This window comes from Sphingomonas sp. Leaf30 (genome assembly GCF_001422525.1).
In the GTDB taxonomy this organism is placed as follows: Bacteria; Pseudomonadota; Alphaproteobacteria; order Sphingomonadales; family Sphingomonadaceae; genus Sphingomonas; species Sphingomonas aerolata.
In genome coordinates, this window is the sequence record NZ_LMKZ01000001.1 from 330072 (window position 1) to 345012 (window position 14941).

Annotated in this window: 12 protein-coding genes; 6 read left to right on the top strand and 6 right to left on the bottom strand. The window is 67.2% G+C overall.

Annotated elements, in window-relative coordinates:
* The first annotated feature begins 9 nt into the window (after nt 1-9).
* The 3 genes from ASE89_RS01565 to msrA all read left to right on the top strand — a co-directional run bounded on the left by ASE89_RS01565 (nt 10) and on the right by msrA (nt 2303).
* Entirely contained in the window at nt 10-1209 is a 1200-nt protein-coding gene (locus tag ASE89_RS01565) for a pyridoxal phosphate-dependent aminotransferase (RefSeq protein WP_037529965.1), read from the top strand.
* Nucleotides 1210-1412: 203 nt separating this feature from the next.
* The gene (locus ASE89_RS20685; RefSeq protein ID WP_166746496.1) at nt 1413-1559 is read left to right on the top strand and encodes a hypothetical protein; all 147 of its coding nucleotides are present in this window, start codon (nt 1413-1415) and stop codon (nt 1557-1559) included.
* Between the two features lie 84 nt (nt 1560-1643).
* The gene (gene msrA, locus ASE89_RS01570; protein ID WP_056675127.1) at nt 1644-2303 is read left to right on the top strand and encodes a peptide-methionine (S)-S-oxide reductase MsrA; all 660 of its coding nucleotides are present in this window, start codon (nt 1644-1646) and stop codon (nt 2301-2303) included.
* A 15-nt stretch (nt 2304-2318) separates the two neighbouring features.
* Here the strand turns inward: msrA and pdeM are convergent, their stop codons facing one another.
* The gene (gene pdeM, locus ASE89_RS01575) at nt 2319-3014 is read right to left on the bottom strand and encodes a ligase-associated DNA damage response endonuclease PdeM (protein WP_056673423.1); all 696 of its coding nucleotides are present in this window, start codon (nt 3012-3014) and stop codon (nt 2319-2321) included.
* Nucleotides 3015-3138: 124 nt separating this feature from the next.
* On the opposite strand from pdeM, the gene ASE89_RS01580 reads away from it, so the two are divergent.
* On the top strand, nt 3139-5103 hold the full coding sequence (locus ASE89_RS01580) for a potassium transporter Kup (protein WP_056673427.1): 1965 nt from the start codon (nt 3139-3141) through the stop codon (nt 5101-5103).
* A 159-nt stretch (nt 5104-5262) separates the two neighbouring features.
* On the opposite strand, the gene ASE89_RS01585 is transcribed toward ASE89_RS01580, so the two are convergent.
* The 3 genes from ASE89_RS01585 to ASE89_RS01595 form a co-directional block, all read right to left on the bottom strand.
* Nucleotides 5263-6654: a M20/M25/M40 family metallo-hydrolase gene (locus ASE89_RS01585; protein WP_443024337.1), complete on the bottom strand. Its 1392-nt coding sequence runs from the start codon at nt 6652-6654 to the stop codon at nt 5263-5265.
* 80 nt (nt 6655-6734) lie between these two features.
* Nucleotides 6735-7706, bottom strand: coding sequence for an aspartyl protease family protein (locus ASE89_RS01590; protein WP_082451182.1), 972 nt, complete (start codon nt 7704-7706; stop codon nt 6735-6737).
* Between the two features lie 66 nt (nt 7707-7772).
* A complete protein-coding gene (locus ASE89_RS01595) occupies nt 7773-10181 on the bottom strand; it encodes a ligase-associated DNA damage response DEXH box helicase (RefSeq protein WP_269082937.1) in 2409 nt (802 codons plus the stop codon).
* A gap of 116 nt (nt 10182-10297) precedes the next feature.
* Here ASE89_RS01595 and ASE89_RS01600 point away from each other — a divergent pair, with 116 nt between their 5' ends.
* Nucleotides 10298-10903: a hypothetical protein gene (locus ASE89_RS01600; protein ID WP_056673439.1), complete on the top strand. Its 606-nt coding sequence runs from the start codon at nt 10298-10300 to the stop codon at nt 10901-10903.
* 68 nt (nt 10904-10971) lie between these two features.
* Entirely contained in the window at nt 10972-11970 is a 999-nt protein-coding gene (locus tag ASE89_RS01605; protein WP_056673441.1) for a ligase-associated DNA damage response exonuclease, read from the top strand.
* Here the strand turns inward: ASE89_RS01605 and ASE89_RS01610 are convergent.
* Together ASE89_RS01610 and rpoN are read right to left on the bottom strand one after the other, a co-directional pair.
* Nucleotides 11967-13358, bottom strand: a complete 1392-nt coding sequence (locus tag ASE89_RS01610; protein ID WP_082451183.1) for a DUF418 domain-containing protein — start codon at nt 13356-13358, stop codon at nt 11967-11969. The two genes, ASE89_RS01605 and ASE89_RS01610, sit on opposite strands and share 4 nt — an antisense overlap.
* Nucleotides 13359-13419: 61 nt before the next feature.
* Nucleotides 13420-14940, bottom strand: a complete 1521-nt coding sequence (gene rpoN, locus ASE89_RS01615; protein ID WP_056673444.1) for an RNA polymerase factor sigma-54 — start codon at nt 14938-14940, stop codon at nt 13420-13422.
* Nucleotide 14941 lies beyond the last annotated feature (1 nt).

The following is a 14941-nucleotide window of genomic DNA, read 5'->3' on the forward strand; positions in this document are numbered from 1 at the left end:
GGTTTCACCATGCACGCATCCGCCGCCCTTGGCCGCATCAGCCCTTCGCCGACCCTCGCGATCACGTCGCGTGTGCTCGAACTGAAGCGCGCCGGCGTCGACGTGATCGGGCTGGGGGCGGGTGAACCCGATTTCGACACGCCCGACTTCGTCAAGGAGGCCGCGATCCAGGCGATTCGCGACGGCAAGACGAAATACACCAATGTCGACGGCACGATCGAGCTGAAGCAGGCGATCGCCGCCAAGTTCGCGCGCGACAACGGCCTGACCTATGCGACCGACCAGATCAGCGTGAACGTCGGCGGCAAGCACACCCTGTTCAACGCGATGGTCGCGACGATCGATCCGGGTGACGAGGTCGTGATCCCCGCACCCTATTGGGTCAGCTATCCCGACGTCGTGCAGTTCGCCGGCGGTGTACCGGTGATCGTCAAGGCCGGCCCCGAGGTCGGCTATAAGCTCGCACCCGAGGCGCTCGACGCGGCGATCACGCCCAAGACCAAGTGGGTGATCCTCAACTCGCCGTCGAACCCGACCGGCGCCGGCTACACGATCGACGAGCTGAAGGCTCTGGGCGCGGTGCTCGCGAAGCACCCGCATGTCTGGATCTTCGCCGACGATATGTACGAGCATATCGTCTATGACGGCTTCAGGTTCGCGACGATCGCCGAGGCGTGCCCCGAGCTGTTCGAGCGCACGCTGACCGTCAATGGCTGTTCCAAGGCCTATGCAATGACCGGCTGGCGGATCGGCTATGCGGGCGGCGCGAGCTGGCTGATCAAGGCGATGGCCAAGCTCCAGTCGCAGTCGACCTCGAACCCGTGCTCGATCGCGCAGGCCGCCGCCGTCGCCGCGCTCAACGGCGACCAGTCGTTCCTCGCCGAGCGCAACACCGCCTTTCAGGGCCGCCGCGATCTGGTTGTGTCGATGCTGAACGAAATCGACGGCATGGAATGCCCGACGCCCGAGGGGGCGTTCTACGTCTATCCGTCGTTCGCCGCACTGATCGGCAAGTCGACGCCGAACGGTCGGCTGATCGACACCGACGAGGCGATGGTCGGCTATCTGCTCGACGATGCCAAGGTCGCGGTCGTTCAGGGCGCGGCGTTCGGCCTCAGCCCGGCGTTCCGGATCAGCTATGCCACGTCGGACACGCTGCTGCGCGAGGCCTGCACGCGGATCCAGACCGCCTGCGCCGCGCTGCGCTGATCCGGCACGCCTCGGCAACATCGCGGGCATGCCCGGACATCCGCCAGCAACCCTGCTGGCGGATGAACGGATTGGCCACATCGCGTTAATCGACCGTTTCATAAAACGGCATTGTGAAGACGCGGCATCCCCACGACATGCTGGGTCGTAGCTGACGTGATCCACCGGGATCACGCCAAGTCTGATTTCAACAGGAGCGCATGATGCGCAATCTTATCAAGTCGAGCTTTCTCTGGCAGTTTACTGGCGGTTTTGTTCTGGGTGCGCTGGGTCTCCTTGCGTTCCAGCCCGCCGAGGCGACCCAGCCGGTGTATGGCGCGCCCGTGCACACCGCGCCCGCCCAGCGCTGAGCCTGCTGAATCCCGGTGATCGGTCGCCGAAAGGCATTCCGCGCCGGGGCTGGAAACGTCATCGAGACGCCCCACATGATCAACATGCACACGCCCCTTTTCGCAACGCTCGCCGCCGTCGGACTCGCCGGTGCGGTCATCGCCACCGGTTCTGCGCAGGCAGAGCGCGCGGTCATCATCCCGGCCGCGACCGTCGACGTCCCGCGGACGGGCGGCCTGCAGACCGCGGTGCTGGCGGGCGGCTGCTTCTGGGGCCTTGAGGCGGTGTTCGAGCATGTCCGCGGCGTCAAGGGCGTGACCGCAGGCTATGCCGGCGGGACCAAGGCGACCGCGAATTACGAGCAGGTGTCGAGCGAAACCACGCGGCATGCCGAGGCGGTGCGGATCAGCTATGATCCCCGCGTCGTGAGCTATGCCACGCTGCTGCGCGTCTATTTTTCGATCGCGCATGATCCGACGCAGCTGAACCGACAGGGTCCCGACAGCGGCACCAGCTATCGCTCCGCGATCTTCCCGCAGTCCCCGCAGCAGGCGCAGGTCGCACGCGCCTATATCTCACAGCTTGGTCAGACGCGGGCGTTTGCGCGGCCGATCGTCACGACGCTCGAAACCGGCAGCTTCTACCCCGCCGAAGCCTATCATCAGGACTTTTTCGACCGGAACCCGACGCATCCCTACATCGTCGCCTGGGACAAGCCCAAGCTCGCGGCGTTCCGCAAGGCCTTCCCGACGATCGCCAGCTGACGCCGGCTGATCACCTCAGGCGGATACGGCGATCCGCGTGTCCGGCCGCTGCGCGGCGACCGGAAACCGCAGCATCCGGTCTGCGACCGGCAACAGTGCCTGCGCACCAGTGCCCACTGCGCGGATGATCTCGGGATGGTCGACGTCCAGCCCGCCCGTCAGCGATCCGAAGGCGGGCAGGATCAGTTTGGTCTCGGTCGCGACGAAACACCGCCGCGCGACCTGCTTGCCGCGCAGCCGAAGGCGCAATTTGGGATGGAAATGGCCCGAGAGTTCGGGCCGGGTCTCGCGCGGATCGGCCTCGTGGCGCAGCACCAGGCCATCGACACAGGCCTCGTCGACTACCGTGCCACCGCACCGGTCGAGGATCATCGGGTCATGATTGCCCGTGATCCAGGTCCAGTGCGTCTTTTGCGTCATGGCGCGCAGCATCTCCTGCGCGCGCTGCGGCAGCCGGTCGCAACCGTCGCTGTCGTGGAAACTGTCGCCGAGACACCAGATTTCGGTCGCGCCGGTCGCGTCGAGCACGGCGGCGAGTTCGGTCAAGGTCGCGATCGAATCATAAGGTGGCAGCATCTGGCCACGGCTGGCGAACCAGCTCGCCTTTTCGAAATGCAGGTCGGCGACCAGCAAGGCGTGTCGCGCGGGCCAGTAAACCGCACCTGCCGCCAGCGCCGAAAGCGTGTGTCCGCCGAACGAAAAGGGAACCATCAGGTGGCCATGCCGTCGGTCGACGTTCGAATCAAGCGATTGTGCAGCGCAGCGTCGAACACTTGCGCATGGCTGCAATCGGCGTAAAGCGCGCCGTCCCATCAGGAGGAGCGCTTTTCGCGCCATGTCGTCCGTCGCCGGAACACCCCAGCCCGCTGAAACGTCTACCGATCTGTCGGCGGCGCATCTTCACCCGCACCCGGCGCTTGCCGCGCTGACCGTGGGGGCGATCGGCGTGGTGTTCGGCGATATCGGCACCAGCCCGCTCTATGCCTTCCGCGAAGCGCTCGGCCAGAGTGCGGCGGGCGGTATCGATCCGAGCGAGATTCTCGGCGTGCTCAGCCTGGCGCTGTGGTCGCTGTTCCTCGTCGTCACCGTGAAATACGTCGTCTTCCTGATGCGCGCCGACAATCAGGGCGAGGGCGGCGTGCTTGCGCTCGCGGCGCTCGCAAGGCGGGCGCTGGGGGTCCGGTCGAAGATCGCGATCGTGCTCGGGGCCGCCGGCGCGTCGCTGTTCTACGGCGATGCGATCATCACGCCGGCCCTGTCCGTCCTCTCGGCGATGGAGGGGCTGCGCACGATCCCCAGCGCGGCGCATATCTTCAACGAGGGCGTGGTGCGCGCGTTGACGATCGCGATTCTCATCGTCTTGTTCGTGATCCAGTCGCGCGGGACGGCGCATGTCTCGAAGCTGTTCGGTCCGGTCTGCATCGTCTGGTTCGTCGCGATCGGTGCGCTGGGCGTGTGGCATATTGCCGACGAGCCCTCGATCGTCCGCGTCTTCTCGCCGACCTACGGCGTCGCGTTTCTCGCGACACACGGCGTCACCGGGCTGTTCGTGCTCGGCGCGGTGTTCCTGACCGTCACCGGAGCGGAAGCTCTGACCGCGGACATGGGCCATTTTGGCAAACTGCCGATCCGCATCGGCTGGTTCTTCCTGGTCTTTCCCGCGCTCGCGCTCAACTATCTCGGGCAAGGCGCGTTTGCGCTGTCGCAGCTCGAGGATGCCGCGCGTCGGGGCGTCCCGTTCGTCAATCAGGACTGGTTCTTCCTGATGGCACCCGAATCGCTGCGCCCCGCGCTGATCATTCTCGCGGGCTTCGCGACGGTCATCGCCAGCCAGGCGGTGATCACCGGCGCGTTTAGCCTGACGCAGCAGGCGATCCAGCTCGGCCTCCTACCGCGGCTGCGCATCCGCCAGACCTCGGCCGTGTTCGCCGGGCAGATTTACCTCCCCGCGATCAATTGGCTGCTGCTGATCGGCGTGCTGGTGCTGGTGATCCAGTTCAAGACCTCGTCGGCGATGGCTGCGGCGTACGGTATCGCGGTGACCGGCACGATGGTCGTCACCACGCTGCTCGCCTATATCGTCGTGCGCCACCGCTGGAACTGGTCGCGTCCGCTGGCGCTGGCGGCGATCCTGCCGTTCCTCACGCTCGACTTGATCTTTTTCGGCGCGAACATCCTGCGCGTGATCGAGGGCGGCTGGGTGCCGCTCGTGATCGCGGCGTCGATCGGGCTGATCATCTTCACCTGGGTGCGCGGCAAGAAGATCGTCAGCGCGTTCGAGAAGCGGCAGAGCATCCCGCTCAGCGATCTCGCCGCCGCGCTCGAGAAGCGCCCGCCCGAGCGTGTGTCGGGGACCGCGGTGTTCCTGACCGCCAATCCGCACGCGACGCCCGGTGCGCTGCTCCACAACCTCAAGCACAACAAGGTTCTGCACGAGCGCAACCTGATCGTCAGCATCCGCACCGCGGATCGCCCGTTCGTCGACCAGGCAGGCCGCGCCAAGGTCGAGCGGGTCGATGACAATTTCTCGATCGTCGTGCTGACGTACGGCTTCATGGAATCGCCCGACGTACCGCGCGATCTCGGTGTCGGCGCCAAGACCGAACAGCTCGGGCTCGACCCGATGCGGACGTCGTTCTTCATTGGCCGCAACACGCTCAAGCCCGACGCGGAAAAGGGCATGCCGCCCTGGCAGGACCGGATCTTCATGTTCCTGCAGCGCAACGCGAGCGATCCGACCGATTTCCTGCGGATCCCGCCGGGCAAGGTGCTCGAACTCGGCGAACAGGTCACCGTCTGATCTCCCTCTCCCCTTGGGGGAGAGGGAAGGGGCCCGCACGGCGAAGCCGGGTGGGAAGGGTGAGGGGCGTGTGGCTAGGGACCCCGACCCAATACCCCTCACCCTTCCGTCGCGCGCGGCTCCTCCCTCCCTCTCCCCCAAGGGGAGAGGGATTCAGCGTCATCCCGCGAACGCCTTGACCAGATCGTACAGATAGTCGCGGCCGTCATAGAGCGACGCCACCCGGATCCGTTCGTTCAGCCCGTGGATCCCGCCCATGTCCTTGTCGATGAACACGCCCGGTGCGCCGTAAACCGGGATGCCGATCGCCTCGAAGAAGATCCCGTCGGTCGCGCCGGTCGACATCAGCGGCAGGATCGGCAGCCCTGGGAAGTGCTTGGCCGCGACCTTCGTCACCGGGCCCATGATCTTGGGGTCGAGCGTCGGCGGGATCGCGGTCGGCCGGACCGGCTGGTTCGCGGTCACGCTCACCTTGGTACCGGCGAGCGACTTCAGCTTGGCCAGCGTGCCGTCGACCGTCTCGCCGGGGAAGATCCGGCAGTTCACATTCGCGGTCGCGCGCTGCGGCAGCGCGTTTTCGGCATGGCCCGCGCTCAGCAGCGTCGCGACACAGGTCGTGCGCAGCGTCGAATGCATCGCCTTGTCGCGGCTGACGATCGCGTCGGCCGCCTTGTCCTGCGGATTGGCGAGCAGCCGCGTGATCGCGTCGCCCATCGTGCCCGGCATCGCCTTTGCACTCGCGGCGAAGAAGGCGCGCGTCGTGTCGGTGAAGGTCACGGGGAACTCATAGCCCTGCACCGCCTTCACCGCGTCGGCGAGTTCGTAGATCGCATTGTCGGGCGTCGGCTGCGAGCTGTGTCCGCCGGGATTGGTCGCGGTGAAGGTGTAATTCTGCGCAGCCTTCTCACCGACCTGGATCGCCAGCAGCTGGCGCTTGCCAGTATCGTCGAGCCGCCCGCCGCCGCCCTCGTTCAACGCGAATTCGGCGGCGATCAGGTCGGGTTTGCTCGCGGCGAGGTATTGCGCGCCGTTCCACGCGAACGTCGTCTCCTCGCCACAGGTCAGCGCGAGCTTGATCGTCCGCTTCGGCGTATAGCCCGACGTCTTGAAGCGGATCATCGCGTCGGACCAGATCGCCGCCTGCGCCTTGTCGTCGACGGTGCCGCGCGCATAATAATAGCCGCCCTCCTCGATCAGCGTGAACGGATCGCGCACCCAGTCCTCGCGCTTGGCCTCGACGACGTCGAGATGCCCGAGCAGCAGCATCGGCTTGATCGACGCGTCCGAGCCCTTGAGCACTGCGACCAGCCCGCCATCCTTGGGATGCTCGGGCACCGAGAAATAGGTGATGTCGGCATCGGCATAGCCCGCGCTTTTCAGCCGTGCGCCGATCTGCGCTGCGGCCTGTGTGCAGCTGCCCGAGGACAGCGTCGTGTTGGTCTCGACCAGCTCCTTGTAGAGTCCGAAGAACGCCTTCTGGTCGGGGCGGTTCTGCGCAAATCCCGTGCCGGGCATGGTGACGACGCTCGCCGTCAGCATCATCCCCGCCATCACCCTGCTTACTGCGCGCATCGTCGTCCCCTTGATCGTTTATTGCAGCAGCGTTGCAGCGAATGATCGATCACGCAACCTCAACGCTGCGTGACATTGCGCGGCAGGGCAAGCCGCACCTCGCGATTGGCAAAGTCGATGTCGACGCGCCGGAACAGCGTGAGCGCATCCATGCCGAGCAGGATCGCGGGCCGCTCCGCCAGTCCGAACTGACGAAAGGGCGGGGCGTCGACGGCCGTCAGCGCGATCGGCAGACTGGTGATCGTCAGGCTGCCGATCATGACGCGATCGATCGTCGAATAGTCCGCCATCACCGTCTGTCCGGTGACACCGGTCAGCGCGATCGATTGCGACCGGACCGGCTTGCGCAACAGCTTGCGGCGCAGTGCGGCATTGCCCATGCTGACCGACGACCCGGTGTCGATGATCACGCGGATCCGGACGCCGTTGCAATAGGCGTCGGTGACGACGAGCTGGCCGAACAGGCTGCGTGCCCGGACGACGATCTCGCCCCGCTCGGTTCGCTCGCGGCGGTTGCGCCGGCGCGCGGGCGTCACGGTCATTGTGCGGGTGTCGAAATCGATCCCCACCGCGCGTCCCTGCAGCGTGTCGATCCCCAGCAGCCCCAGCGCACCCAGATTCTGCGCGGCGATCGCGGGCGCCTCGATCGCCGGGCTGTCGATCGTGCCGACCCGCAGTGCCGGGATGATCACGGTCGCGACGCTGTCCGATCCGGTCATGCCCGTGACGCGGACGATCCGGCCGGGCGCAAGCCGCAACACCGCCGCAAGCTCGCGCGAGATCACGGTGCGTTGCGCGCCGGTATCGACGACGAACTTCTGCGGACTGGTGCCCGCGATCGACACGGGCACGGTCATCCTGCTCTCGTCCTGCCCGAACAGCATCACCGTGTTTGCTGCAGATGCTGCATCATCGACCGGTGCAGCATAAGCGGGCGGGGCGGCGGCTTGGGGAGTAGCATCCGGGGCAGACTGCTGGGCCGCAGCCGGGGCAGCGATGATGAGCAACACCGGGCCTGACCACCTGCGCATGATCCGATGCTGCGCCCGAAACCGACGGACGACAAGTCGTTCGTCCCTGGTTCGTCTCGCGTCCGTTCAGTCGATCCGCATCGCCTCGGCCGCCAGTGCCTCCGCCTCGATCAGCAGGGCGTCGTCGGACGTGTTGGTGGCGACCTTCTCGCGTCCGATCAGCGTCAGGATCGGCACCGCGAGCGGCGTCACGCGCTCGAGATCGACATGCAGCATCGTCTCCGCCGCACGGTCGAGCAGCCCGGCCAGTCGCCCGACATCGGTCATCCGCGCGCGCGCATCCGCCCACGCCGCCTCGAGCAGCAAATGAGTCGGCTCGTATTTGCGCAGCACGTCATAGATCAGGTCGGTCGAGAAGGTGACCTGGCGTCCGGTCTTGCGCTTGCCGGGGTGCTGGCGCTCGACCAGCCCGCCGATCACCGCGACCTCGCGAAACGCGCGTTTGAGCAGGTGCGATTGCTGCACCCAGTCGACGAACTCATGTTCGAGGATGTCGGCGGAGAACAGCGATGCCGGGTCGGTGATCTTGTCGATCCCGTACACCGCCAGCGCATAGTCGTTCGCGACGAAGCCGAGCGGTTTCAGCCCCTGCGTCTCCATCCGCCGCGTGATCAGCATGCCGAGCGACTGGTGCGCGTTCCACCCCTCGAAGCTGTAGGCGACCATGTAATGCCGCCCCTCGCGGGGGAAGGTCTCGACCAGCAGCTGCCCGGGTTCGGGCAGGACCGAGCGCAATCGCTGATATTCGAGCCATTCGCGCACATCGTCGGGAAACCGCGCCCATTCGCCGGGATGCGCCAGGAACCCGCGGACGCGGTCGGCGAGGTTGGTCGACAGCGGCATCCGGCTGCCGCCATAGGTCGGGATCCGCGCCGGCTTGGACGTCGCGCGGACGACGAGGTCCTCGGTGTCCATCTTGATGACTTCAAGGCTGAGCCCGGCGAAGAAGAAGGTGTCGCCGGGGCTGAGCTGCGCCGCGAAGCCTTCCTCGACGCGGCCGAGCGCGCGGCCATTGCCGAACCGGACGTTGAGCATCGTCGCCTCGACGATGATCCCGGCGTTCAGCCGGTGCTGGCCGATGAACTTGGGGTGGCTGATCCGCCATGTGCCGTCCGCATCCTGCGTCAGCCGCTTGAACCGGTCATAGGCCTTGAGCGCATAGCCGCCGTCGCTGATGAAGCCGAGCACGCGCGAGAAGGTCTCGGCTGGCAGCGCCGAATAAGGGAGGGCCGAGCGGACCTCGTCGAGCAGGTCCTCCTCGCGGAACGGCGCGGCGCAGGCGCACGCCATCACATGCTGCGCCAGCACGTCGAGCGCGCCGACGCGGAACAGGTCGGGATCGAGTTCGCCCGCCTCGACCGCGTCCAATGCGGCGCGCGCCTCGAGATATTCGAACCGGTTGCCGGGGACGAGGATCGCCTTGCTCGCCTCGTCGAGCCGGTGATTGGCGCGGCCGATCCGCTGGAGCAGCCGCGACGAACCCTTGGGTGCGCCCATCTGGATCACGCAGTCGACATTGCCCCAGTCGACGCCGAGGTCGAGGCTCGCGGTCGCGACCAATGCGCGCAGCTTGCCCTCCGCCATCGCGCCCTCGACCTTGCGCCGCGCCTCGCGCGCGAGGCTGCCGTGATGGACGCCGATCGGCAGCGTGTTCGCATTCACCTTCCACAGATCCTGGAAGATTAGCTCGGCGAGGCTGCGCGTGTTGCAGAACACGATCGTCGTCGCATGCTTCTCGATCTCCGCCATCACCTGCTCGGCGGCATAACGGCCCGAATGGCCCGACCAGGGGATGCGACCCTCGGGCAGCAGGATCGCGATGTCCGGATCCGCGCCCGCCTCGCCCTGCACCATCGCGACCTGGTCGATATCGCCGTCGGGAGCGAGCCACGCGCGATAGCCGTCGGCATCCGCGACCGTCGCCGACAGCGCGACGCGCCGCATCCCCGGCGAGATTGTCTGCAACCGCGCCATGCACAGCGAAAGCAGGTCGCCGCGCTTGCCGGTCGCAAACGCATGGACCTCGTCGATCACGATCGTGCGGATGCCCTCGAACATCGTGATGCTGTCGGGATAGCTCAGCAGCAGCGACAGCGATTCGGGGGTGGTCAGCAGGATCTGCGGCGGTTTCACGCGTTGCCGTGCCTTGCGGTCCGACGGCGTGTCGCCGGTGCGCGTCTCGACGCGGATGTCGACGCCCATCTCCTCGATCGGCGTCAGCAGGTTGCGCTGGACGTCGACCGCGAGCGCTTTCAGCGGCGAGACATAGAGCGTGTGGAGGCCGCTGATCGGCTCCTCGATCAACTCGGCGAGCGTCGGCAGGAAGCCGGCGAGCGTCTTGCCGGCCCCCGTCGCCGCGACCAGCAGCGCGTGGTGCCCGGCGCGTCCCTGCGCCAGCATGTCGGTCTGATGCCGGCGCGGCCGCCAGCCCCGTGTCGCGAACCAGTCATCAAGTTGGGGGGGAAGGTCGCTCACGGCCTGTTCACGCATGGTCGTCATATGGGTGCACTATGCCGCAACGCCATGGACGGCGCTCACCCGGTCGGCGATTTGTCGGACCATCGATCTGTTTAGCTTGTGAAAGACCAACCTTGTCGATTCTTCGCCATCTCGCGCCGCTGTCCCTGATCGCACTGCTGCCCTTTGCCAATGCGACGGCGGCGACGCAGAAGTTCGTCGGCGCAGGCGGCACGGTTCGCCTTGCCTATCCGTCGAGCCTGACCCCGACGCGCAACTTTGCCGGCCGTGCTTTGATGACCAGCGGCTGGCGGACGATGTGGGATGGCACGCTGCCCGGGCGGGGCGTCGGCATCGTCCGGTTCTGGCAGGTCGCAAAGCCGACCGACGGGCAGGGGCAGGTGACCGAGATGATCCAGGTCGGCTTCAGCCGGAGCACGGCGGTGATCGCGCGCTGCACCACCGACGGGCTGACATCGGCGAACAGCCGCCGCCTCGCCGATCGCACGCTCGGCGGTCAGCGCTGGACGACCTATGAGACGGGCGATGCCGGGATGAGCCAGCAGGTCCGCGCGCTCACGCTGCGCAGCGTCATCGGCGGCACCTGCTACGCGGTCGACCGGATCACCTATGCGGCCAAGGCGGGATCGCCGCCGCCGCGCAATGCACCGACCCAGGCGGTCGCCGCGGCGCGGATGGATGCGATCCTGAAGACGGTCAAGGTCGGCCGGCGCCGCTAGGCGACCGCGGCTGTGCCGCTCCGCCGTTGCGCGTGGCACCGCAGCCGCGGCTCGGGCGTAGTAGCGTGATGGCAAAACTCGGCGACTGGCTCGAACCGCATCCACACGGCATCCTCGTCAAGCCGATCGACGCGTGGATCGATCCGTCGATCCCGAGCGAGAGGGCGCTCGTCACGCACGGCCATGCGGATCATGCGCGCGGCGGCCATGCCGCGGTCTGGGCGACGCCCGAGACGCTGGCGATCATGGACGCGCGCTATGGTCCGCAATCGGGTCACCCGGTCGCCTATGGCGAGACGATCCGCATGGGCGAGGTCGATATTGGGTTCGTCCCCGCCGGCCATGTCCTGGGCTCGGCGCAGATCGTGCTCGACTATCGCGGCGAACGGGTGGTCGTCTCGGGCGATTACAAGCGGCGGAGCGATCCGACCTGCACGCCGTTCGAGCCCGTCAAATGCGACGTGTTCGTCACCGAGGCGACCTTCGGCCTGCCGGTCTTCCGCCACCCCGATACCGGCGACGAGATCGACAAGCTGATTGCCGCGTTGCACGCCAATCCCGACCGCTGCGTGCTGATCGGGGCCTATGCGCTCGGCAAGGCGCAGCGCGTGATCGCCGAACTTCGCGCGCGCGGGCACGAGGCGCCGATCTACATCCATGGTGCGCTCCAGCGGCTGTGCGACCTCTACGCCGATCACGGCGTCCGTCTGGGCACCCTGCTGCCGGTTGCGGACGCCAAGAAGGCCGACATGGCGGGGCATGTCGTGATGTGTCCGCCCGGCGCGCTCAACGATCGCTGGTCGCGACGCCTGCCCGACCCGATCACCGCGATGGCGAGCGGCTGGATGCGCGTCCGCGGGCGCGCGCGGCAGAAGAATGTCGAACTGCCGCTGATCCTCAGCGACCATGCCGACTGGGACGAGCTCATCGACACGCTCGCCGAGATCGCACCGCGCGAAGTATGGGTCACGCATGGCCGTGAGGATGCGCTCGTTCACTGGTGCATGACCCGCCAGATCAAGGCACGCGCGCTGGCGCTGGTCGGGTTCGAGGACGAGGACGACTAGGCGGATGCCGTCCGCATCGCGGGGGTGATACGCGTTTTGCGCCACGGCAGCCGGCGCCGCTCGAGCAGCGACCGCCACGCCCATTCGACCGGCGCGATATTGAACGCGCGCAGATAGGCATTGGCGAGCCACACCAGGCCGATATTGATCGCCAGCGCGATCCCCATCAGCGTCGCCCATCCGAACTGGCCGTACAGGGCGAGCGCGAAGGGCGGGAACAGGATCCACAGGCCGATGATCGTCTGCAGCACGTAGAGCGACAGCGCGGTCCGGCCGGCGGCGGCGAAGGGCCGCAACAGCCGCGCGCCGACGATCGTCCCGACCAGCAGATGGACAGCGCCGACATGGCCGAGCGTCATCGCCAGCCGGCTGACCTCCGCGGTCGCCCAGAGCGTCTTCGGCGCGGTATCGAAGCGCATCTGCTCCGCCGCGCCGATCATCCGCAGCGGGATCGCGGTCCCGTAAGCGACCAGCGTCATCCGTACGTAGAAGGCGCGCGATCGTCCGCCCTGCAGGATGCCGAGCCTGTACAGCGCCGCGCCGATCAGCATCACGCCCGCCGCTTCCCACACGAACACCAGCTCGAGCCCGCGGCTCTGCAGATAGGCGATGACGCTCCACTGATACGCCGCCCAGGTCTTGAAATCGCCCGTCCGCGCCTTGTCCTCGGCGGCGATCCGCGCGGCGTCTTCGGCCTTGGTTTTAGCGCGTCTTGCAGCTCCCTCGGCGACCTTGGTCAGCAGCGTGCGGTGTGCGACCGTGACGGGTCGCCCGGCGCGCTGCGCGCTCTCGATCGCGGCGACCTGCGCCTGGGTCTGTGCGGTGGACACATAGCCATAGGTGCCGCCTGCGAACTGCAGCGCCGCCGCGGACAGGCCGATGGTCAGCAGCAGGCGGGGTCGCAGCCCGCGAAACAGGAAGGCGATCAGCGCGGCGAGGCCATAGGTGTGGAGGATGTCGCCCGGCCACAGCAGGATGAGGATGTGCACCACGCCGAACGCGAACAGCAGCAGGTTGCGCGCATAATAGCGCTTCATCACCACGCGCGTCCCCGCCAGCTCCGCGGCGCGGTCGGTCAGGATCACCATCCCGGCGCCGAACAGCATCTCGAGCATGCAGCGCGCGGTGCCGTTGGCGATCACCTCGCGCAGCCACCAGGCGATCTGGTCCTGCGTGGTCCAGCCGAAATGCCGGATATCGTCGAACGACGCGTAGAGCGACCCGCCCATGTCGTTGATGTTCATGAACAGGATGCCCAGGATCGCGATCCCGCGCAGGATATCGAGCACCGCGATGCGCGGCGCGCCATCGGGCTCGGCCGCGATCATCGGTGGGGAGGTCGCCACGTGCTCGGCGTCGCCATCACGGCTGGCGGAAAGGTCGTTCATCGGTCTGGGCCCCCCCGTGATGCAAGCCGGACGCTACGCCGATCCGGTGCGAAGGCAAGCGTCAGCCGGTGCCCTCGAGCGCACGCGCCCGGCGGCGTTGTACCGAACTGCCGATGCCGAGCGCCTCGCGATATTTGGCAACGGTGCGCCGGGCAATGTCGAAGCCCTTGCCGTCGAGCAATTCCACCAAAGTATCGTCGGACAGGATCTTGGCACCCTCGTTCGCGATCAGCGCCTTGATCGCGCTTTTGACGGCCTGGGCCGAGACCGCATCGCCGCCATCCGCCGACTGGATCGCCGAGGTGAAGAAATATTTCAGCTCGTACAGCCCGCGCCCGCACGAGACATATTTGTTGCTGGTCACGCGGCTGACGGTCGATTCGTGCATCTCGATCGCGTCGGCAACCATCCGCAGCGTCATCGGCCTGAGATGTGCGACGCCGTGGAGGAAGAACGCCTCCTGCTGCTTCACGATCTCGGTTGCGACCTTGATGATCGTGCGCTGCCGCTGGTCGAGCGCCTTGACCAGCCAGTTCGCGCTGGCGAGACACTCGCTGAGCCACGCCTTCGACGCCTTGTCCTGCTCGCCGCGCGCCAGTTCGGTGTAATAGCTGCGGTTGACGAGGATGCGGGGCAGCGTCGCGGTGTTGATCTCGATGCTCCAGCCCGTCTTGGTCCGCGCGACGAACAGGTCGGGGACGACCGCGCGGCTCGGCTCGCCGCCGAACCGGCATCCGGGCTTCGGATCATAGCCGCGCAGCTCGCGGATCATGTCCGCCATGTCCTCGTCATCGACCTGGCACAGGCGCTTCAGACGCCCGATCTCGCCCCGCGCCAGCAGGTCGAGATTGTCGATCAGCCGCGCCATGCAGGGGTCATAGCGATCCGCCTCCCGCGCCTGGATCGTCAGGCATTCGGCCAGGTCGCGCGCGCCCACCCCGGTGGGGTCGAAGGTCTGGATCACCGCCAGGACATGCTCGACCCGGGCAAGCGCGACGCCCAGCCGGTTGGCGATCTCGAGCAGCGGCACGGTGAGATATCCCGCCTCGTCGATCTGGTCGATCAGATGCGCCGCGACGAACGCATCATCCGCGGCGATAGCGGGGCCCGCCTGCGCCAGCAGATGATCCGCAAGGCTAAGCCCGGTATCGGCAAAGCCGTCCAGATCGAGACCGTTCCCGTCGCCATCGCTGCCACCGCCCGCGCCGGCCCCGCTCATCGACAGCGCGCCGTCGGTGCCGCTTCCGCCGTCGGCGACGCTGTCCTGGTGATGGCTCTCGGTCGCATAGTCGATGTCGAGCGCGGGCTCGTCGCTGCCGACACTGCCGCTCACCAGCTCGTCGGCGGCGACGCGTTCGTCGCGGGGGGCGGCGGCGTCCGGTTCCGGCCCGGCCTCGCGCTCGGGTCTGTCGCCATCGTCCGCGGCGCCCGCCTCGAGCAGCGGGTTGCGCTCGATCTCCTCGGCGATGAACCCCTCGATCTCCAGGTTCGACAACGCCAGCAGCTTGATCGCCTGCTGCAGCTGCGGGGTCATCACCAGCGACTGCGATTGGCGAAGGTCCAGGCGAGGCGCGAGGCTCATG